The organism is Pseudomonas sp. VE 267-6A (assembly GCF_024126555.1).
Classification (GTDB): Bacteria; Pseudomonadota; Gammaproteobacteria; order Pseudomonadales; family Pseudomonadaceae; genus Aquipseudomonas; species Aquipseudomonas palmensis.
In genome coordinates, this window is the sequence record NZ_JAMYBY010000003.1 from 1 (window position 1) to 20,605 (window position 20,605).

Below are 20,605 nucleotides of genomic sequence, written 5' to 3' on the forward strand. Positions count from 1 at the left end.
TCAACCGAGGCGCGCATTCTACGCTTTCCTCAGAGTCTGTCAAGCGTTTATTTTGAAGTTTTTCGTTTCACTTCAAACACTTGACCCGCTTCGATCTCTCGTAGCGGGAGGCGAATTCTACAGCGTTACAATCTGCTGTCAACCACCTTTTTCACCGCTGCCGATCTTTCGATCGAAGCACCTCCAGCCTGACCTGAAACGCCCAACCCGTTGATATTCAAGGAGTTTTTCGTTCCGACTGCGCCGGAAGTGGGGCGAATTATAGAGAGATTAAATCGTGCGTCAAGGGCTAATTTGAAACTTTCGTCACCGATATACGCTTGCGCCCTCCCAGACGGGGAATGCGCTTCTCTATAGAAGGCACTCTCAGCAGCATCAACAACCCACCGATGACCGCGTACACCGTCCATTCCTTGAGGTCTGCCCGCACTATCCACAGAAAATGCAGCAGCCCCAGACCCAGGATCACGTAAACAAGCCGGTGCAGCTTCTTCCACCGCGCGCCCAAGCGGCGCTGGCTGTAGCGGTTGGAGGTCACCGCCAGTGCCAGCAGCCCGACAAGCGCCAAACTCCCAACAATGATGTAAGGGCGCTTGCGCAACTCGACGCCCAACTGCCCCCAGTCCAACCCGAGGATAAAGAACAGGTAGGCACACAAGTGCATCAGCACATAGGCAAAGCACCACAGGCCGAGCTGCCGGCGCACCACGATCCAGCCAGCCCAGCCTGTCAGCTTCTGCAACGGCGTCATGCAAAGCGTTACCAGCAGCATGACCAGAGCACCCTGCCCCATCCTGTCCACCAGCACCTTGCCCGGATCGGGGCCCAGCGCATCGAGCACAGCCTGGGCCAGCCAGTACAGCGGCCAGACACAAGCCAACAGAAAGGCCGCGAAACGAAACAGTGGATAGCGCATCAGTAGTTCTTCCGCAGGTCCAGGCCGCTATATAAAGAAGCCACTTCGTCCGCATAGCCGTTGAACATCTGCGTATCGCGAACGTTGGGGCTGAACAGGCCGCTGGGCAGCCTGCGCTCACGGGCCTGGGTCCAGCGCGGGTGGTCCACCGTGGGGTTCACGTTGGCATAGAACCCGTACTCTTCAGGCGCGATGTTCTGCCAGGTGGTGCGCGGCTGCTGCTCGACCAGGCTGATACGCACGATGGACTTGATGCTCTTGAACCCATACTTCCACGGCACCACAAGGCGCAGCGGCGCACCGTTCTGGTTGGGCAGTTCGCGGCCATACATGCCCACCGCCAGGATGGCCAGCGGGTTCATCGCCTCATCCAGTCGCAGCCCTTCCACATAGGGCCAGTCGATCAAGGCGAAGCCCGAACGCTGCCCGGGCATGTGCTTTGGATCCTGCAGGGTTTCGAAGCGGATGTACCGGGCCTTGGAGGTCGGCTCCACCTGCTTGAGCAATGCCGAAATCGGAAACCCCAACCAGGGGATCACCATCGACCAGGCCTCCACACAACGCAGCCGGTAGATGCGCTCTTGCAACTGATAAGGCTTCATGAAGTCTTCGAGCGCATAGCGGCCCGGCTTACCGACCTCGCCATCCACCACCACCGTCCATGGCGAAGTCGGCAGCGCACCCGCATTGGCAGCAGGGTCGCCCTTGTCGGTACCGAACTCGTAGAAGTTGTTGTAGTGCGTGGCATCCTTGAACGGCGTGATCGCTTCACCCTTGACCGTTACCGCCTGCCATTGGGTGCCCGGCAGTTTTTCGGCAAACCAGTTGGGGGCAGCACCGGCGTCGACGTCCGCATACTGCGAAACCTCGGCGGCAGCGGCCCAGCGCGGCAAGCTGCCGACCGCCAATGCAGCCGCAGTGCCACCCAGCAGAGCGCGTCGGGAGAGATAGAGGGACTCAGGCGTGATTTCCGATTCTTTGCAGTCGGAAGGCCGGGACAGCTTGATAAGCATAAAGACTCCGTAGAACCGGTGAGCTGATGCACCAGTAGACTACGGAGCCTTGGGGAAATTACATCACTGCTCGGTGGTTTTCTTGCGACGCGAACGCAACAGGTACTGGATAGGACCCGACGCGGCATACGCGAGGAAAATCAGCAGCAGAATGCGTGGCGGATCGCTGAACACCACCGCGAACACCAGCACCACCACAAGGATCGCCACAAACGGCACCCGCCCCTTGAGGTCCAGCTCCTTGAAGCTGTTGTACTTGATGTTGCTGACCATCAGCATGCCGGCAGCCGCCACCAGCAGCGCCACCAGGAACGAGAGCTTGGAACCCTGGATGCCATAGTCGCTGAACGCCCAGACCGTACCCGCAACCACGCCGGCTGCCGCCGGGCTGGCCAGGCCGATGAAGTAGCGCTTGTCGGCCTTGCCGACCTGGGTATTGAAGCGTGCCAGGCGCAATGCCGCACCCGCCACATAGATGAAGGCAACCATCCAGCCGACCTTGCCCATGTCACCCAGCGCCCAGCCGAAGGCCAGCAACGCCGGGGCCACGCCAAAGGCGACCATGTCGGACAACGAGTCGTACTCGGCGCCGAAGGCGCTCTGGGTGTTGGTCATGCGGGCAACACGCCCGTCCAGACCATCGAGCACCATGGCGACGAAGATCGCGATGGCAGCGAAAGCGAAGTACTTGCTCGCTTCGCGCGGATCACCGGCACTCAGGGCGCTCTGCGCACTCATGGAGTTGATGATCGAATAGAAACCGGCGAACAGGTTCGCAGTGGTGAACAGGTTGGGCAGCAGATAGATGCCGCGATGCCGTACCTTGCGTCCTTCGGCGTCATGCCCTTCTTCAACATGCTCATCGATCGGTAGCAGGCTTTCGGCGTCAGAGGCCTTGTTCGGCTCTTCGGGACGTTCGCTCATGGACATTACCTTGCAACGGTTTGGAAAGTTTCGACAGACGTCTGCGACGAGGGTTCGCCGGCAAACGATGAAGCTTTATACCAGAAGCTGACTGCCTAAACGAAAAAACGCGGCCGAAGCCGCGTTTTCATCGCATCAGATCAAGATCAGTTCTTGGCCTTGTCGACGATTTTGTTCGCTGCGATCCAAGGCATCATCGAACGCAGTTGCTCGCCGATGACTTCGATACCGTGGGCAGCGTTGTTGCGACGCTTGGCGGTCATCGAAGGATAGCCGGTAGCGCCTTCGCTGATGAACATCTTGGCGTATTCGCCGTCCTGAATGCGTTTCAGGGCATTGCGCATGGCCTGACGGGATTCGGCGTTGATGACCTCAGGGCCGGTCACGTACTCGCCATATTCGGCGTTGTTGGAGATCGAGTAGTTCATGTTGGCGATACCGCCTTCGTACATGAGGTCAACGATCAGCTTCAGTTCGTGCAGGCACTCGAAGTAGGCCATTTCTGGCGCGTAGCCCGCTTCAACCAGGGTTTCGAAGCCGGCCTTGACCAGCTCGACGGTACCGCCGCACAGAACGGCCTGCTCGCCGAACAGGTCGGTTTCGGTCTCGTCCTTGAAGGTGGTTTCGATGATGCCGGTACGGCCGCCACCAACGCCTGCGGCGTAGGACAGGGCAACGTTCTTGGCATTGCCGGAAGCGTCCTGGTAGATGGCGATCAGGTCAGGGATACCGCCGCCTTTCACGAACTCGGAACGCACGGTGTGACCAGGCGCTTTTGGCGCGATCATGATCACGTCCAGGTCAGCACGTGGAACGACCTGGTTGTAGTGGATAGCGAAACCGTGGGAGAAGGCCAGGGTGGCGCCCTTCTTGATGTTCGGCTCGACTTCGTTCTTGTACAGCTGCGATTGGAACTCGTCCGGGGTCAGGATCATGACCAGGTCGGCACCGGCAACAGCGCTTGCCACGTCAGCCACTTTCAGGCCGTGGGCTTCGGCTTTGGCAACGGTGGCCGAACCTTTACGCAGACCGACAGTGACATCCACACCGGAGTCTTTCAGGTTGCACGCTTGAGCGTGGCCCTGGGAACCGTAACCGATGATGGCAACTTTCTTGCCCTGGATGATCGAAAGGTCGCAGTCTTTGTCGTAGAAAACTTTCATGAAAATACCCCTGGTTATCTCGGCCCTTTCAGGCCATTCGCTAATTTTTTGAGTTAGATGCTGAGCACTTTGTCGCCACGGGCAATGCCGGTGACACCACTGCGTACTGTTTCGAGAATGGACGCGGTACCAATCGACTGGATGAAGCTGTCCAGCTTGTCGCTGGTGCCCGACAGCTGCACGGTATAGACCGTGCTGCTGACGTCGACGATCTGCCCACGATAGATATCGGTGGTGCGCTTGATCTCGGCACGCTGCGCACCCGTGGCCTTGATCTTGACCAGCATCAGTTCACGCTCGATGTGCGCGCTTTCCGACAGGTCGACCAGCTTGACCACTTCAACCAGCTTGTTCAGGTTCTTGGTGATCTGCTCGATCACCTCGTCATGACCAACCGTGGTCAACGTCAGGCGCGACAGGGTCGGGTCTTCGGTCGGGGCGACGGTCAGGCTTTCGATGTTGTAGTTGCGCTGCGAGAACAGGCCGACCACACGGGACAAGGCACCTGGTTCGTTTTCCAACAGCAGGGAAATAATGTGCCGCATGATTAGGTCCGCTCCGTCTTGCTCAGCCACATATCGCGCATCGAACCGTCTTTGATCTGCATCGGGTAGACGTGCTCGCTGTTGTCGACCTGGATATCGATGAACACCAACCGGTCTTTCATGGCGAAGGCTTCCTCGAGCTTGGGCTTGAGGTCCTTCAGGTCGGTGATGCGGATACCCACGTGACCATAGGCTTCGGCCAGCTTGACGAAGTCAGGCAGCGATTCCATGTAGGAGTGCGAGTGACGGCTGTTGTAGGCCATGTCCTGCCATTGGCGAACCATGCCCAACACACCATTGTTCAGGTTGACGATCTTTACCGGCAGGTCGTACTGCAGGCAGGTAGAGAGCTCCTGAATGTTCATCTGGATGCTGCCCTCGCCGGTGACACAGGCAACTTCCTGGTCCGGGAAGTTCAGCTTGACGCCCATGGCCGCCGGGAAACCGAAGCCCATGGTGCCCAGGCCACCGGAGTTGATCCAGCGGTTCGGCTTGTTGAAGCGGTAGTACTGCGCCGCGAACATCTGGTGCTGACCCACGTCGGAGGTGACGAACGCATCCCCCTTGGTGACTTCGCACAGGGTTTCGATCACGGTCTGCGGCTTGATGACGCTGCCATCGCCCTTGTTGTACGGGAACATGATGCCGTCGCCACGCCATTCGGCAATCTGCTTCCACCAGGCATCCATCGCCGCCTGATCAGGCTTCTCGCCGATTTCGCGCAAGGTGGCGAGCATTTCGCTCAACACGCTCTCGACCGGACCGACGATAGGCACATCGGCCTTGATGGTCTTGGAGATCGATGCCGGGTCGATGTCGATGTGGATGACCTTGGCATTCGGGCAGAACCGCGCCGGGCCGTTGACCACACGGTCGTCGAAACGCGCACCGACGGCCAGGATCACGTCGGCATGGTGCATCGCCAGGTTGGCCGTGTAGCTGCCGTGCATGCCGAGCATGCCCAGGAACTGACGGTCGGTGCCCGGATAGCCACCCAGCCCCATGAGGGTATTGGTGACCGGCAGGTTGAGCAGTTGCGCGACCTCGGTCAACGCAGCCGAGCCACCACCGAGGATCACGCCACCGCCGGAGTAGACGATCGGACGCTTGGCGGCCAGCAGCATCTCGGCGGCCTTGCGGATCTGACCCGAGTGCCCGCGAACGGCCGGGCTGTAGGAGCGCAGCTTGACCTTTTTCGGGTAGACGTACTCGAACTTCTCGGCCGGGTTGGTCATGTCTTTCGGAATATCGACGACAACCGGGCCAGGACGACCGGATTCAGCCAGGTAGAACGCTTTTTTCAGGATTTCAGGAATTTCCGAGGCATGTTTGATCATGAAGCTGTGCTTCACGATCGGCCGCGAGATACCGATCATGTCGGTTTCCTGGAAGGCATCGGTACCGACCATGGTGCTGGGCACCTGACCGGAGAGGATGACCATCGGGATGGAGTCCATGTACGCCGTGGCAATACCGGTGATGGCATTGGTGGCACCCGGACCGGAAGTCACCAGTACCACGCCGGCCTTGCCGGTGGCACGGGCATAGCCGTCGGCCATGTGGGTTGCCGCCTGCTCGTGGCGAACCAGGATGTGGCTTACTTCCGGTTCCTTGAACAGGGCATCGTATACATGCAGGAGAGCACCGCCAGGGTACCCGTAGATGTGCTTAACGCCTTCGTCACGCAAAAAGCGGACGACCATTTCAGCGCCAGATAAAAGCTCCACGTTGTTCACCTCTAAAACGCCAGAATACCGTCCAGGCAGGACGGGTCTTAATAGGTTTACTGCCAAGCAGAGCATGAGCGACGAAATCGCCGACTACGTCAGCACTGACTGAGCAAGTATTGGGAGCGCCCCAAAGTGTTGCGGGGTTTTCCCACCCAGCGCGAGGTAACGCGTTGCGGGGTGTAACAGGTCGGCGCGGGTGTGCGCCTCATGATCTGCTTAGCGGGTCTGCTTCTGGCAGTCCCTCTACAGCGGAAACTGGATTCTTCTGATTCTGCGCCTGCAAGTCAAGAAAAATTATTGCCAATTTTTCCAAATGACGATCCGCAGCCACCACGAATTACAAAGACAGCAGCAGAAAAACAAACTTCAGAAACAAAAAGAGCCACAATCTGCGGCTCTTAGGGTGAAAATAGGGAAATTCAGGCAGAAGCACTGATCAATTGGTCAAACTCTGCTAATAGACGACGCAACTCGCGACTTTCTTGCGGCCGATCCACGTACACCGTTTCAGCCATCACCAGGATGCCCGAGGCACTGGGCAGCGGCGCACCGTTTTCGAGTATCTGTTTCATCTTCGGCAGAAAGATCCACTGCAGCCACTGATCGAAGTTCATGGCGTCGACGGCGAACGGCGTGGTGCTGGCCAGGGCTTGCGCACTGGGCGCCTCGGCGGACCACCAGCCCTGCCTGTGCAGCTCGTGCTCTATCAGCAGCAGGTGGTCTGCAATCGCCAGGATGCGCGCCTCCATTACAGGCTGACCTTGGCTTTCTGGCGAGCCAGCGCGGCGCCGGCGGCGTCACCCTGCTTGTCGCGCGCCTGGGCGATGATGTCCCACAGGCCGGCCTGCAGATCGGGGCGACCGTTGGCGTAGGTCAGGGCACGTCGCGCCAGCTGTTCGGACTGCGCCGCATCGCCCTGGGCCAGTCGCACCTGGGCCAGACGGTAGAGTACCTGCGGTTCACGCGGGGCAATGCGCTGGGCACGCTCAAGGCTGGACGAGGCGCCGTTGAGATCGCCCCCGGTCTGCTGCGTCTGCGCCGTGGTCAACAGCGCCAGCACCGGGCCATCGAGCTGTTCGTCAGCCGAGAGGCCGCCGCTGCCGGCGTTCGAACTGGGAATGCCGGTGGGTGCGCTCGGTGCGCTGTAGCCACCGCTGCTGGTGCTCGGGAACGGCGCCGAATTCTGCGGGCCTGGGGTAATCGGCCCGGTGTCGATCGACGCTGGCCCGGTAGGCGCCGCAAAGGTCTGGATCGGCTCGGAGCCGGCGCCCTGGGGCACCATCACCGTCACCCCGGAATCCTGCGGCATCGCCTGCGCCTGGCGAGTACCGGTGTTCACGGCAGCGCCGGCACGGTTGGCCGACACTCGCTCGCTGTTGGAAACCCGCGTCCCTGAATCCACTACGGGGATCGAGCCACGCTGCACGCTGGCGCAACCTGTAAGCAAAGCCAGTGCCGTCAAGGCAGGAAACAACCACTTGTTCACGTCACACCCTCTTTGCTGTGCTTTGGCTTAATTCATCCAGCCCTTGACCCAGTCCATCACGGACTCGGCAGGTGCCTGCTCGCCGCCACAGGCGGCGCCGGCCACTGGCTCACTGCCGCGAATATACGGCATCTGTACCGCGCCCGGGCAGCTGGCATCGGAACCTTGGCCGGTATGCGGATCGACCCAGGCCTGCACCACGTTGTCAGGCTGTGGCATGTCCAGCGGCAGCGGGTCGGCCTTGCGCATGAAGCTGGTCCAGACCTGCAACGCGCCGGTGGCGCCGGTGAACGGTGTCTTGCCGTTGTCATCGCGACCCAGCCACACCACTGCCAGCAGGTCCTGGCTGAACCCTGCGAACCAGCTGTCACGCGAATCGTTGCTGGTACCGGTCTTGCCGGCCAGGTTCAACGAACTGGGCAATACACTGTAAACCGAGCGCCCGGTACCTTCACGCATCACCCGCTGCATGGCGTTCTGCACCAGATAGATGGACCCCGGGTCGAAGGTCTGCTGGATCTGGAACGGGTAGCGCTTGAGCGGCTCGCCCTCGGCGGTCAGCACGCTGCGGATGCCTCGCATCGGCGTGTTGAAGCCGCCATTGGCCAGGGTCTGGTACATGGTCGCAACCTGCACCGGCGACATGCCCCCGGCACCCAGCAGCATCGAAGGGAAGGCCGGCCAGTCGACGTTGACACCCAGGCGGCCAATGGTCTTGAGCACGTTGGGCACGCCCACTTCCAGGCCAAGCTTGGCGGTCGACAGGTTGTAGGAATTGGCCAGCCCCTGGTACAGGAAGATCGTGCCATGGGCGCGCCGGTCGTAGTTCTGCGGCTTCCACACCTGGCCGTCGGCGCCCTTCACCGAGAAGGGTTCATCCTGCACCCAGCTGGTGAGGGTGAACTGGCTCGGTTTTTCCAGCGCGGTCAGGTACACCGCCGGCTTGACCAGCGAGCCGATGGGACGCACGGCGTCGATGGCACGGTTGAAACCGGCAAACCCGGCCTGGCGGCTGCCGATCAGTGCCTGCACCTCCCCGGTTTCCGGGTTGGTCACCACCATCGCCGCCTCGACTTCGTCCGCCCCCTTGCGCCCGCTGAGGCGCTTGAAGGTTTCGTTCATCGCCGCTTCGGACTTCATCTGCAGGATCGGGTCGAAGCTGGTGAAGATACGCAGCCCCTCCTCGGTCAAGTCTTCGTCACGGTAGTCCTGGCGCAACTGGCGCTTGACCAGATCGAGGAAGCCGGGGAACGAGCTGTCCGCCAGGCTGCCGCGCTTGGTCACACCCAGTGGCATTTTCTTCGCGGCCTCGACCGCTTCGGGGGTCGCCACGCCCTGCTCGGCCAGCAGGTCGAGCACCAGGTTGCGACGCGTCAGCGCGCGTTCCGGAGAACGACGCGGGTTGTAGTAGGACGGCCCCTTGACCATGCCCACCAGCAGCGCCACCTGGTGCAGCTTGAGCTCGGACAGCGGCTGGCTGAAGAAGAACTGGCTGGCCAGGCCGAAACCGTGCACCGCACGCTGGCCATCCTGGCCCACGAACACCTCGTTGAGGTACGCCTCGAGGATGTCGCGCTTGCTGTAGTGGGCTTCGAGCAGCAGCGCCATCATCGCTTCGTTGAGCTTGCGGCTGAGGCTGCGCTCGTTGGTCAGGTAGAAGTTCTTGACCAACTGCTGGGTCAGGGTACTGCCGCCCTGGCGCATGGCGCCGGACGAGGTGTTGACCCATATGGCCCGCGCAATCGACTTGGGCGACACCCCGAAGTGGTGATAGAAGTCACGGTCTTCCACCGCCACCAGGGTTTCGAGCAGATAGGGCGGCGCCTGATCGAGCTTGATCAGGATGCGGTCTTCAAGGTTCTTCGGGTAGATGCCGCCGATCAGCAGCGGCTCCAGGCGCACCACGTCGAGCTTCGAGCCATTGGTACCGCTCAGGCCGGCAACGTAGTCGCCCGAGAAGCGTACGCGCACGCCCTGGGCTTTTTCCATGCCTTCATAGAACTGGAAGCCGCGGGTATTGAGGTCGATGGTGTTGCCGTTGACCGAGGCCGCGCCCGGGCCGTTGGCCACGCTTTCGCGGCGATAGCCCAGGGCGTCGAGCTCGATCAGGAAGTCGTTCTTGCTCAGCTTCTGCCCGACGAACAGCTCGAGCGGGCGCGCGTAGACCTTGGCCGGGATGGTCCAGCGTTTGCCGGAGAATTTCTCCTGGACCACGGCATCGAGATAAACCGCAAAGCCGGCCAGCACCACAAGGCCGACCAGGCTGAGCTTGAGGGCCCAGCCCAACCAGGCGCGCGCGCGGCCAGAAGGGCGTTTTTTAGAGGTACGGGAAGATCGGGTACGAGTCATGGCGGCGGATTATACGCACTTTATGGCTTGTCGACAGACGCCCTCCGGCGGTTTGCAGCGGCCCCGCTTGCCGCCATAATGGTCGATTCGAATCTCCCACGACCCAGAAGGATCGACCGTGAGCCAAGCCTTGATCGCCGCCCTGCAAAACCCGGCCCTGTTTGCGCACCCTGTAAAGGAATTCCAGGTCATCGAGACGCACATTTCCTGGGTGCTGCTCACGGGCGAATACGCCTACAAGATCAAGAAACCGATGAACTTCGGCTTCCTGGACTTCACCGAGCTGTCGGGTCGCGCGCATTTCTGCGCCGAAGAACTGCGCCTCAACCAGCGCCTGACCGACGACCTGTACCTGGAAGTACTGCCCATCACCGGCAGCGTCGAGGCCCCGCAGCTGGGAGGTGACGGCGCGCCGATCGAGTACGCGCTGAAAATGCGCCAGTTCCCCCAGAACCAGATGCTCAGCACGCTGCAGGCCAATGGCGAACTGACCGCTGCGCATATCGACCAGATGGCCCGCCAGATCGCCCAGTTCCACCTGGCCGCACCGAAAGTGGCTGTCGAACACCCGCTGGGCACGCCCGACAGCGTGATGGCTCCGGTTGAACAGAACTTCGAACAGATTCGCCCGTTCCTCAGCGACAAGGCCGACCTGGTGCAGCTCGATGCGTTGCAGGCCTGGGCGCGCAGCAGCTTCGATCGACTGCATGGCCTGTTCGAAACGCGCAAGGCCGAAGGTTTCATACGCGAGTGCCATGGCGATATCCACCTGGGCAACGCCACACTGATCGACGGCAAGGTGGTGATTTTCGACTGCATCGAATTCAACGAACCCTTCCGCCTGACCGATGTGTACGCCGATACGGCGTTCCTGGCCATGGACCTGGAAGACCGCGGCCTCAAGTCGCTGGCGCGGCGCTTCATCAGCCAGTACCTGGAAATCACCGGCGATTACGCCGGCCTCGAACTGCTGAACTTCTACAAGGCCTACCGTGCGCTGGTGCGGGCCAAGGTCGCGCTGTTCAGCATGCCGGCCGACGCCGATGGCGTACAACGGGCCACCACCCTGCGTCAGTACCGCAACTACGCCAACCTGGCCGAGAGCTACAGCGCCATCCCGTCGCGCCTGCTGGCCATCACCCACGGTGTGTCGGCCGTTGGCAAAAGCCATGTCGCCATGCGCATGGTCGAAGCACTGGGTGCCATTCGCCTGCGCTCGGACGTTGAACGCAAGCGCCTGTTCGGCGAGCAGGCCGAGCAGGCCGCCGGTCAGCTGCAACAAGGCATCTACGCCGATGACGCCAGCCAGAAGACCTACCAGCACCTGCATCAGCTGGCCGGAACAATCCTGCGCGCGGGGTTCCCGGTGGTGATCGATGCCACCTACCTCAAGCAGGCACAGCGCCAGGCCGCCGCCGACGTTGCCAGCGAAACCGGCGTTCCCTTCCTGATCCTCGACTGCAATGCACCGGACGCCGTGATCGCCAGCTGGCTGGCACAGCGCCAGGCCGACCAGAACGACCCGTCCGACGCCACTCTGGAAGTGGTCGCCGCCCAGCAAGCCAGTCGCGACCCGCTGACAGGCGAAGAGCTGCTCAAGGCCAAGCGCGTGGAAACCAACGAAAGCGGCAGCCTGGATGAACTGGTCAAGCAGATTCGCCAGCGCCTGCCCGGCCTTTAAAACGGCGAGGGCGTGAAGCAGTCCACACTTCACGCCTCTATCTCGGGCGCCTCCGCACAGTGGCACTATAATGCCATCATCAGGCCACACAAGGAGGCGCCCTCATGAACCAGCCACGCCAGCTCGACAGCGCGCTATACGCTCTGGTGCACAAGGAACACATCGCGGAATTCAATCGTGAGAAGCCCAGGAACGCCATTGTCGACTTCAAGGACGGTGACTTTCGAGGGCTGGACCTGCGCAAGCTGGACACCGAGGGCATCGATTTCAGTGGCGCCTACTTTCGCGCCTCCGACCTGCGTGGGCTGGACCTGCGCGAGAACTGCCTCGAAGGTGCCAGCCTGGCCCATGCGCAGATCTCCGGCACCTACTTCCCCGCAGAACTGAGTGCCGACGAGATTCTGATGTCGGTCAATTTCGGTACCCGCCTGCGTTACCGCACCCGCTGAAAGCATCTGCCGACAGCCACCGCCTGGCAACGCCGGCGGTGGCTGCAGGCCCCGCCGTGCACCGCCCATGGCAAAACGCCGCGTATTTTCCAACTGCCGCTACACTCCTTCTTGACCTGCCCACGAATCAATCTCCAGGACCCGTTCAGCCGTCGCAAGGAGGCTTGATGAACGATGAACTTCAGCATCTGAAAAATCTTGGCAAGACGTCGGCGCAGTGGCTGCATGCGGTGGGCATCCACAGTCTCTCGGACCTTCGTCGGCTGGGCGCGGTGAACGCCTACCACGCGGTACGCAGCCGCGGCTTTCGTGCCTCGAAGGTGCTGCTCTACGCGATAGAAGGCGCGCTGCTGGATGTGCACTGGAACGACATCCCCGTTGAACGCAAGGATGCGCTGAACAAACAGCTGGATGCCAAGGCGCCCTGCAAAAATAATTGAAATAAGCAGAATGAAAGGATTGACTTCGAAATGAGAATCGTTATGATTATCACAACTGGTCGCGAGACTGGTTGGATATTCTGAAAGACCTTGGTTCGGACTCTCAGATTATCTCCTCATCAGGCTAATCACGGTTATTGACCCGGCACTTTGCCGGGTCTTTTTTTTGCCTGGGATTTGAGTTGCCTGTCATGGCCTATGCACTGGCAAGCCCACGAAAAGGGCCACCACACATTCACAGCCTGTATCACCCGCCCTTGCGCAGGCTCGCGCAGTAATCCTGCTCGGCCACGCCAGCGGTAAACCACACGTAATCGGCCATGCCTGCGTCCACCTTTTCCCCCACCTGCGCCAGCATCAGCACGCTGGTGCCCTGCTCTACCCCCAAGTCCAGCAGATGCAAGGGCACGCCCAGGTCGTTGCGCACGTGATAGGCCCCCGCCAACAGCAGGGCCGGCGTCGGCGCCTGCATCAGGCGCTGGGCAATTCGCCGGTCACGCTGCTGCTGTACCGCCAGCATGGCCGGCATCTGCGATTCAGGCAGCAGCCCGCAATGCCCTTCACGTACCTGGTCGAGCAAGGCCTGGGTAACCGCAGCGGTCGTAGCGTGCTGCCCCTCCAACTTCGGTACCTGGCGGTAGATATCCCGCACCTCGGCGCGATCAAGGTTCGCCGCCAGCAACGGATAGGGCTGCCCCAGCGCATGGCGCACGATCGGGCCATACAGGGCCCAATCCCAACCTGATTGCCAGTGCAGCGCCGACACCAGGTCGACCGGTAGCGTGGGCTGCTGCTTGAGTGCATCCACCCGCGCCTGCTGCGCCGGCTCCAGCATCTCCAACAGCAGGCTGCCCTGCGGCCGTTGCTGCTCCAGCGCGCGTAACAACCACAACTGCAAGGCATGGTGATCGGGGTTGTCGTGCTGCTCCCCCACCAGCACCCGCGGTGCCGCAGCCAGGCGCCGGACCAGTTGCTCCGGTGTCAGTAACCGGCCTGTGCTCAACTCGCGGATCTGCCCCAGCTCGGCATGCTCGCGCCCCTGCGGGCCTTGCCACTGCGGCAGTGGCGCCAACGCTGCGCCGGACTGGCAAGCGCTCAGTCCCAACGCCAGCAGCAACAGGGTGCCAAACAGCAACGTGCGAGGCATGGGCGAGATCCTAGCGGGCGATGATGAGCGGGTGCCCCCGCTCGGGGTGAGGTTGAACCAGTACTTCAAGGCCGAACACGGCGCGCAGCGCTTCGGGCCGAAGCACCTGTTCAGGGGTATCCAGCGCATGCGGGCAGCCACGTTCGAGCAGCAGGATGCGGTCACAATAGCGCGCCGCCAGGTTCAGGTCATGCAGGATCACCAGTACCGCCGCACCACGGTCGGCAAAGGCTCTGACCGCCTGCAACGTGGTGTGCTGATGCAGGGGGTCGAGCATGGACGTCGGCTCGTCGAGCAACAGCGTGCAGCCGTCGCCCCCTGGCCAGAGCTGCGCCAGCACCCGCGCCAGGTGCACTCGCTGACGCTCGCCCCCCGACAGCGCCAGGTAGCTGCGCCCCACCAGGTGCCCGGCATCCGCCGCCTCCAGTGCCTCGACCACGATTGCCTGGTCGCGCACCTGACCAGTGCGGTGGGGCAGTCGCCCCATGGCCACCACCTCCTCGACACGAAACGCAAAGCCCAGGCTTGAAGTCTGCGGCAGTACCGCCAGGCGTTGTGCCCGCTCATGCCCGCTCCAGTCGCCCAACGCACGCTCATCCAGCAGCACACGGCCATGATGGGCAGGCAATTCGCCGCACAACGCTGCGAGCAAGGTGCTCTTGCCAGCACCATTGGGGCCCAGCACACCCAGCACCTGCCCCGGCTCGATGCCCAGGGTGATGCCATCGAGCACCCGGGTCTGCCCGCGCACCACCTGCAGGTTCTCCACCCGTAGCATCAGGCACGCCCCCGTAGCAGCAGAAACAGGAAGAAGGGGGCACCGATAAATGCAGTGACGATGCCAATCGGCAGTTCTGCCGGCGCCAGTGCCAGCCGCGCGATCAGGTCGGCGAACAGCAGCAGCGACGCTCCGGCCAGCAGCGACGCCGGCAGCAACACGCGATGGTCGGGGCCGGACAACAGTCGCACCATGTGCGGCACCACCAGCCCGACAAAACCGATCAACCCCGCCGCCGCTACCGCCGCCCCCACGCCCAGCGCGGTGCAGAACACCAGTTCGCGCTTGAGTGTTTCGACCTCGATACCCAGGTGGCGCGCCTCCGACTCCCCCAGCAGCAGGGCATTGAGCGCCTCGGCCCGGCGCGGCAGCCACCAGGCCACTACCACCGCCACCAGCAACAACGGCCACAGGCGCGGGTAGCTTGCGCCATTGAGACTGCCCAGGTTCCAGAACGTCAGCGTACGCAGCGTGGCGTCATCGGCAAGATAAGTGAACAGCCCCACCACCGAGGCGGCCAGGGCGGTCAGGGCGATGCCCGCCAGCAGCATGGTGGCGACACTGGTCTGACCGTCACGCCGGCCCAACCGGTAGACCAGCGCCGTCACGCCCAGCCCGCCGAGAAAGGCGAAGATCGACAACAGATAGGGCGCGAATACCTCGGGCACGCCCCCCAGCCAGTTGCCGCCCACAATCGCCACCGCCGCCCCGAGTGCAGCACCGCTGGACACCCCGACCAGGCCGGGGTCGGCCAGCGGGTTGCGAAACAGGCCCTGCATCGCCACCCCGGAAATCGCCAGCACCGCGCCGACCACCAGCCCGAGCAAGGTGCGCGGCAGACGAATCTGGCCCAGGATCAGTTCGGCCTGCTCCAGCCCCTGGGCCTGAATCGGCACGCCTACCAGGCGCAGCCCGGCTCGCAGGGTGTCGAGCAACGGCAGGCTGACCGGCCCCAGTGCCAATGACAGCCACACCGCCAACAGGCACAGCAGGCTCAGGCCGATGAACAGAGCACGCGGTGGTACCAGTCGATTCATGGGGCCAGTTGCGCCTTGGCCGCCGGGTAGAAGGCTTGCGCCAGCGCTTGCAGGCTGGCCGGCTGACGCGGCCCGAGGCCGCCCACCAGCAAGGTCGGGTCAAGTTCGACCAGACGCTTGTCCCGTGCTGCGCGAGAGGCCGCCAGCGCCGGGTTTTCCTTGAGCAGGGCCTGCAGCGCCACCTCGCCCGACAGGCTGCGATCGGCAAACACCAGCACCTGGGGGTTCAGCGCCGCCAGCGCCTCGACCGAGAAGTTCTTGTAGCCGTCATTGTCGGCCAGGTTGCGCCCGCCGGCCTGGCGAATCATCCAGTCGCCTGCGGTCCCCTTGCCCGCGATCATCGGCTTGGCACCGCCATGCCCCACCAGCAGAATCACGCCAGGGGCCGCCTGACTGCCCTGCACTGCCTTGATTCGTGCCGCCAGCCCGTCAAGCTGCTGCCGGTACTCGCCGAACAGGCGCTCTGCCTGCGCCTCGTCGCCCATCAGGCGGCCCAATTGCCGGAGGTTGCCATGCACGGCCTGCAGCTCGGGCGTGCTCGAAAACAACTCCACCTTCACCCCGGCCCCCCGGAGCTGCTTGAGCACCTCTGGCGGGCCCATTTCCTCGGTGCCCACCAGCAGGTCCGGGCGCAAGCTGAGCACCCCTTCGGCCGACAGCTGACGCTGGTAGCCGATGCTGGGCAGCGCCTTGAGGCTCGCCGGGTGCTGGCTGGTGGTGTCGACGCCCACCAGCCGCGACTCGCCGCCCAGCGCCACCACCCACTCGCTCAGCGCACCGCCGGCACTGACCCAGCGGGCGGCCAGGGGTTCGGCCTGGGCCGCCGAGTTGAAAACAAGCCCGATACACAGGGCGATCAGGCTGGCACGTCGGCGCATAGCAAGGCTTCCTTAGATGAAGGCGGACCGTTGTCCAGGTGGATAACGGTTGGGCAGTGCCCGTACTCGCGGTATAAAGACGCCGGGCACGGCCATTGCGGGCAATTTGATAATTATTTGCATTTGGACGTCAAGCCGACTCTCGTTTCTTCAAGTGAACCTACCCATGCACCTTCTTTGCCGCCCGTCCGATCTGGGCGAGGGCCAGAGCCGTGGCTTCAAGGCCGCAGGCATCGAACTGTTCGGCGTACGTCGCCAGGGCCGCGTCTACCTGTACCGCAACCGCTGCCCTCATCGTGGCATCGGCCTGAACTGGGAGGCAGACCAATTCCTGGACCCCAGCGCCCAACTGATCGCCTGCGTTCATCACGGCGCACTGTTCGTGCCGGAGTCCGGTGAATGCGTGGCCGGCCCCTGTACAGGGGATGCATTGCAGGCCCTGGACTGCCGGGAAGACAGCCAGGGCATCTGGCTCATTACGTGAGCATCACCGGCAATGCGCGGTCGATGCTGATCTGCTCGCCGTCCAGGTGCACGCCGTAGGCCAGCACCTCGACACCTTCGGCTGCCGCTGCACGCAAGGCCGCGGCATAGGCGCTGTCGATTTCCTCGGCCGGGCGCACCGCATCGATGCCGCTCAGGTTCACGCAATACAGTTGCACCGCCCGCACACCCTGGCGCACCAGTGCCGACAGTTCGCGCAGGTGCTTGGCGCCACGTTGGGTCACCGCGTCGGGAAACGCCGCTATCCGCGAGCCGTCGAAGCCCAGGGTCACGCTCTTGACCTCGACATAGGCCGGCCCTGTGGGGTACTCCAGGCGAAAATCGATGCGGCTGCGTTCCTCGCCATAGGCCACCTCCCGCCGGAGCGCCGTGAAGCCGGCCAGCTCGGTGATGCGCCCGGCGTGCAGCGCCTCTTCGACGATGGCATTGGCCCGCCCGGTGTTCACACAGGCCAGCCGGCCTTGCGGGGTCTCGGCGATTTCCCAGGTGCCCGGCAATTTCCGCTTGGGGTCGCTGGACCGACTGAACCAGACCTTGCCGCCCTCCAGCATGCAGTTGAGCATCGACCCGGTGTTGGGGCAGTGGATGGTCATCTGTTCGCCGTTGGCCAGTTCGATGTCGGCCAGAAAACGCTTGTAGCGCCGCAGCAGGCGCGCCTGCTCAAGTTCGGGGAAAAAACGCATCAGCCTTGCCAACTCCGCAAACCGCGGGCGATCCGCTCGACCGCCTGCTGCAGGCGCGGCAGGCTCTGGGTGTAGGCAAACCGCACATGGTGCCCGGCCTGATGACGACCGAAGTCCAGGCCCGGGGTGAAGGCTACGTGCTCGGTTTCGAGGAAGTGCTGACAGAACGCGAAGGCATCACCACCGAACGCGCTGATATCGGCGTACAGGTAGAACGCCCCTTGCGGTTCCACCGCGATACCGAAGCCCAGCTCGCGCAGGGCCGGCAACAAGAAGTCGCGACGCCGCGCGAACTCGGCGCGACGCTCCTCGAAAATCGCCAGCGTGCGGGGTTCGAAACAGGCCAGCGCAGCATGTTGGGCCATGCTCGGCGCACTGATGTAGAGGTTTTGCGCCAGCTTCTCCAGGTCGGCGACCGCTGCAGGCGGCGCTACCAGCCAACCGAGGCGCCAGCCGGTCATGCCGAAATATTTTGAGAAACTATTCAGCACAAAGGCTTCGTCATCGACTTCCAGCACGCTGGGGGCGTCGATGCCGTAGGTCAGGCCGTGATAGATCTCGTCGACCACCAGGTGGCCATTGTGCGCACGGGTGGCCTGCGACAGGCTGGCCAGTTGCTCGCGGTCGAGCACCGTGCCGGTGGGGTTGGCGGGCGAGGCCACCAGTGCACCGACGGTCTCGTTGTCCCAGTAACGCTCGACCAGGTCGGCATTGAGCTGGTAGTTGGCCTCGGGGCCGACCGGCACCAGTTGCGCACCGCCCTCGACCAGGCGCAGAAAGTGCCGGTTGCACGGGTAGCCCGGGTCGGCCAGCAGCCAGTGCTTGCCTGGGTCGACCAACAGGCTGGCCGCCAGCAGCAATGCGCCCGAGCCGCCCGGGGTGATCAGGATGCGCTGCGGGTCGATGTTCACCCCGTAACGCTGGGCATAGAACCCGGCAATCGCCTCGCGCAGCGCAGGCAGGCCACGTGCCGCGGTGTAGCGCGTGTGGCCTGCGGCCAGGGCAGCCTGGCCCGCTTCGACGATGGGCGCGGCAGTGGTGAAGTCCGGCTCGCCGATCTCCAGGTGGATCACGTCATGCCCGGCTGCCTGCAGTTCGTTGGCCCGCGCCAGCAGCGCCATGACATGAAAGGGTTCGATGGCGCGACTGCGCGCACTGTAGGGCTGGGCCATGGCCTTCTCTCAAATGGGTCTAAAATGATGATTCTACCCATGCATGGGAACGAACGTGTGGGTAAAGCCGTGGTCAACCAGGGAGACAACCGGGAGTAGCGCGCCCCGATTCGATCTGGTAAGTTCGGCGGCTCGCAGTCGCAGGGCCGGCGGGCGCCGGAGATGGAGAAGCCTGCGCAATGGATTAGAAGAGTGAGAGGCGGTCTATTCATGTCCACCCAAGAAAAGAAACAAACCGTTCAAGCCGTTGGCGACTTCACCCCCTATGAAGCTGGTAAGGGTGAGGAGTACATGAGCGATGACATGCGGGCCCACTTTGTCTCCATCCTGAACAAGTGGAAGCAGGACCTGATGAAGGAAGTGGATCGGACTGTAGACCACATGAAGGAAGAGGCAGCCAACTTTGCCGACCCGGCAGACCGTGCCAGCCAGGAAGAAGAGTTTGCGCTGGAACTGCGCAATCGTGACCGCGAGCGCAAGTTGATCAAGAAGATCGACAAGACGCTGCAACTGATCCAGGACAAGGACTACGGCTGGTGCGAAGACTGCGGTGTTGAAATCGGTGTGCGCCGCCTGGAGGCCCGCCCTACCGCCGACAAGTGCTTCGACTGCAAGAACCTTGCGGAAATCAAGGAAAAACAGGTCGGCAAGGCCTGACCTGAACAGAACGGGGCGCTCAAGGCGCCCCGTTTCATTTATGGCTGTCGGATCTACCCGCCTGTGATGAACACCCCGCGCTACATCGGGCGCTTCGCCCCCACCCCCAGTGGTTTTCTGCATTTCGGCTCGCTGGTCGCCGCCCTCGCCTCGTGGCTGGACGCACGCGCCGTGGGCGGGCAATGGCTGCTGCGCATGGAAGACATCGACCCGCCGCGCGAAGCCCCCGGCGCCCAGGCCGCCATCCTGCACACCCTGGAAAACTACGGCCTGCACTGGGACGGCGCAGTGGTGTACCAGAGCCAGCGTCACGACGCCTATGCCGCCGTGGTGCAGCGCCTGTTTCAGCAGGGCCTGGCGTATGCCTGTACCTGTTCGCGCAAGCAGCTGGAAGGGTACAACGGTATCTATCCGGGCCTTTGTCGCAACCTGGGCCACGCCCAGGAGGACGCGGCCATTCGCCTGCGCGTGCCGGAGCTGAGCTATCACTTCACCGATCGTCTGCAGGGCCGCTTCGAGCAGCACCTGGGACGCGAGGTGGGCGACTTCGTGATCCGGCGCCGCGATGGCCTGTACGCTTACCAGCTGGCAGTGGTGCTGGACGATGCCTGGCAAGGCGTGACCGATATCGTGCGTGGCGCCGACCTGCTCGACAACACCCCGCGCCAGCTGTACCTGCAGGAGCTACTGGGCCTGTCGCAGCCGCGCTACCTGCATGTGCCGCTGATCACCCAGCCCGACGGGCACAAACTGGGCAAGTCGTATCGCTCGGCACCGTTGCCGGCGGACCAGGCCACACCCTTGCTGTTGCGGGCCTTGCGTGCGCTCGGCCAACCGGTCGAGGCGGACATGGCGCTGGGTACGCCGAGCGAGGTACTCGCGCACGCCGCCCAGCACTGGAATACCGACGCCCTGCCCCGGCGCCTGAGCGTGCCCGAAGCCGACCTTCACTGATCGTTTCTCACTGCTGACACAGGCGCTGTGCCCTTCGCTGGCAGGCCAGCGCCCACCGGTGCACCGTTGCCCTCAAGGCCAGTACAGAACCTGGGCAGC

Annotated in this window: 21 protein-coding genes; 6 read left to right on the forward strand and 15 right to left on the reverse strand. The window is 62.9% G+C overall.

Going from position 1 to position 20,605, the window contains the following annotated elements:
* Positions 1-289: 289 nt before the first annotated feature.
* The 9 genes from msrQ to mrcB form a co-directional block, all read right to left on the reverse strand.
* Positions 290-916: a protein-methionine-sulfoxide reductase heme-binding subunit MsrQ gene (gene msrQ, locus NJH59_RS03500; protein WP_253086402.1), complete on the reverse strand. Its 627-nt coding sequence runs from the start codon at positions 914-916 to the stop codon at positions 290-292.
* Positions 916-1,929, reverse strand: a complete 1,014-nt coding sequence (gene msrP, locus NJH59_RS03505) for a protein-methionine-sulfoxide reductase catalytic subunit MsrP (RefSeq protein ID WP_078481314.1) — start codon at positions 1,927-1,929, stop codon at positions 916-918. The genes msrQ and msrP overlap by 1 nt, the downstream gene beginning before the upstream one ends.
* Before the next feature lie 63 nt (positions 1,930-1,992).
* Positions 1,993-2,853: a CDP-diacylglycerol--serine O-phosphatidyltransferase gene (pssA, locus tag NJH59_RS03510; protein ID WP_043863786.1), complete on the reverse strand. Its 861-nt coding sequence runs from the start codon at positions 2,851-2,853 to the stop codon at positions 1,993-1,995.
* Positions 2,854-2,999: 146 nt separating this feature from the next.
* Positions 3,000-4,016, reverse strand: coding sequence for a ketol-acid reductoisomerase (gene ilvC / locus NJH59_RS03515; protein ID WP_043863787.1), 1,017 nt, complete (start codon positions 4,014-4,016; stop codon positions 3,000-3,002).
* 53 nt (positions 4,017-4,069) lie between these two features.
* Positions 4,070-4,561 (reverse strand): acetolactate synthase small subunit, encoded by a 492-nt coding sequence (ilvN, locus tag NJH59_RS03520; RefSeq protein ID WP_043863788.1) that lies wholly within the window; start codon positions 4,559-4,561, stop codon positions 4,070-4,072.
* 2 nt (positions 4,562-4,563) lie between these two features.
* Positions 4,564-6,288, reverse strand: a complete 1,725-nt coding sequence (locus NJH59_RS03525) for an acetolactate synthase 3 large subunit (protein WP_253086403.1) — start codon at positions 6,286-6,288, stop codon at positions 4,564-4,566.
* A 422-nt stretch (positions 6,289-6,710) separates the two neighbouring features.
* A complete protein-coding gene (locus NJH59_RS03530; protein ID WP_043863789.1) occupies positions 6,711-7,040 on the reverse strand; it encodes a YqcC family protein in 330 nt (109 codons plus the stop codon).
* Positions 7,040-7,777, reverse strand: coding sequence for a hypothetical protein (locus NJH59_RS03535; protein ID WP_078481315.1), 738 nt, complete (start codon positions 7,775-7,777; stop codon positions 7,040-7,042). The genes NJH59_RS03530 and NJH59_RS03535 overlap by 1 nt, the downstream gene beginning before the upstream one ends.
* Positions 7,778-7,804: 27 nt before the next feature.
* A complete protein-coding gene (mrcB, locus tag NJH59_RS03540; protein ID WP_054916525.1) occupies positions 7,805-10,126 on the reverse strand; it encodes a penicillin-binding protein 1B in 2,322 nt (773 codons plus the stop codon).
* A gap of 118 nt (positions 10,127-10,244) precedes the next feature.
* Between mrcB and NJH59_RS03545 the strand changes: the two genes are divergently transcribed.
* From NJH59_RS03545 to NJH59_RS03555, 3 genes are all read left to right on the forward strand, one after another.
* The gene (locus NJH59_RS03545) at positions 10,245-11,807 is read left to right on the forward strand and encodes a bifunctional aminoglycoside phosphotransferase/ATP-binding protein (RefSeq protein WP_043863792.1); all 1,563 of its coding nucleotides are present in this window, start codon (positions 10,245-10,247) and stop codon (positions 11,805-11,807) included.
* A gap of 104 nt (positions 11,808-11,911) precedes the next feature.
* Positions 11,912-12,256: a pentapeptide repeat-containing protein gene (locus NJH59_RS03550; protein ID WP_043863793.1), complete on the forward strand. Its 345-nt coding sequence runs from the start codon at positions 11,912-11,914 to the stop codon at positions 12,254-12,256.
* Positions 12,257-12,423: 167 nt separating this feature from the next.
* Entirely contained in the window at positions 12,424-12,696 is a 273-nt protein-coding gene (locus NJH59_RS03555) for a TfoX/Sxy family protein (protein WP_043863794.1), read from the forward strand.
* A gap of 247 nt (positions 12,697-12,943) precedes the next feature.
* Here the strand turns inward: NJH59_RS03555 and NJH59_RS03560 are convergent, their stop codons facing one another.
* The 4 genes from NJH59_RS03560 to NJH59_RS03575 are packed head-to-tail and all read right to left on the reverse strand — an operon-like array spanning position 12,944 to position 16,536.
* Positions 12,944-13,843, reverse strand: a complete 900-nt coding sequence (locus NJH59_RS03560) for a ChaN family lipoprotein (RefSeq protein WP_088514008.1) — start codon at positions 13,841-13,843, stop codon at positions 12,944-12,946.
* A 10-nt stretch (positions 13,844-13,853) separates the two neighbouring features.
* Entirely contained in the window at positions 13,854-14,621 is a 768-nt protein-coding gene (locus NJH59_RS03565; RefSeq protein WP_043863796.1) for a heme ABC transporter ATP-binding protein, read from the reverse strand.
* Positions 14,621-15,604, reverse strand: coding sequence for an iron ABC transporter permease (locus tag NJH59_RS03570; protein ID WP_253086477.1), 984 nt, complete (start codon positions 15,602-15,604; stop codon positions 14,621-14,623). The genes NJH59_RS03565 and NJH59_RS03570 overlap by 1 nt, the downstream gene beginning before the upstream one ends.
* A 50-nt stretch (positions 15,605-15,654) precedes the next feature.
* On the reverse strand, positions 15,655-16,536 hold the full coding sequence (locus tag NJH59_RS03575; RefSeq protein WP_253086404.1) for a hemin ABC transporter substrate-binding protein: 882 nt from the start codon (positions 16,534-16,536) through the stop codon (positions 15,655-15,657).
* A gap of 166 nt (positions 16,537-16,702) precedes the next feature.
* Between NJH59_RS03575 and NJH59_RS03580 the strand changes: the two genes are divergently transcribed.
* The gene (locus NJH59_RS03580) at positions 16,703-17,020 is read left to right on the forward strand and encodes a Rieske 2Fe-2S domain-containing protein (RefSeq protein WP_253086405.1); all 318 of its coding nucleotides are present in this window, start codon (positions 16,703-16,705) and stop codon (positions 17,018-17,020) included.
* Here NJH59_RS03580 and sfsA read toward each other — a convergent pair.
* Both sfsA and NJH59_RS03590 read right to left on the reverse strand, forming a co-directional pair.
* On the reverse strand, positions 17,013-17,723 hold the full coding sequence (gene sfsA / locus NJH59_RS03585; RefSeq protein ID WP_043863800.1) for a DNA/RNA nuclease SfsA: 711 nt from the start codon (positions 17,721-17,723) through the stop codon (positions 17,013-17,015). The two genes, NJH59_RS03580 and sfsA, sit on opposite strands and share 8 nt — an antisense overlap.
* Complete coding sequence (locus tag NJH59_RS03590; protein ID WP_078481321.1) at positions 17,723-18,895, reverse strand: pyridoxal phosphate-dependent aminotransferase; 1,173 nt, start codon at positions 18,893-18,895, stop codon at positions 17,723-17,725. Before NJH59_RS03590 ends, sfsA begins: the two co-directional genes overlap by 1 nt.
* Before the next feature lie 210 nt (positions 18,896-19,105).
* Between NJH59_RS03590 and dksA the strand changes: the two genes are divergently transcribed.
* Both dksA and gluQRS read left to right on the forward strand, forming a co-directional pair.
* On the forward strand, positions 19,106-19,552 hold the full coding sequence (gene dksA, locus NJH59_RS03595) for an RNA polymerase-binding protein DksA (RefSeq protein WP_043863802.1): 447 nt from the start codon (positions 19,106-19,108) through the stop codon (positions 19,550-19,552).
* A gap of 66 nt (positions 19,553-19,618) precedes the next feature.
* Positions 19,619-20,506, forward strand: a complete 888-nt coding sequence (gene gluQRS / locus NJH59_RS03600; RefSeq protein ID WP_253086406.1) for a tRNA glutamyl-Q(34) synthetase GluQRS — start codon at positions 19,619-19,621, stop codon at positions 20,504-20,506.
* Positions 20,507-20,605: the final 99 nt, after the last annotated feature.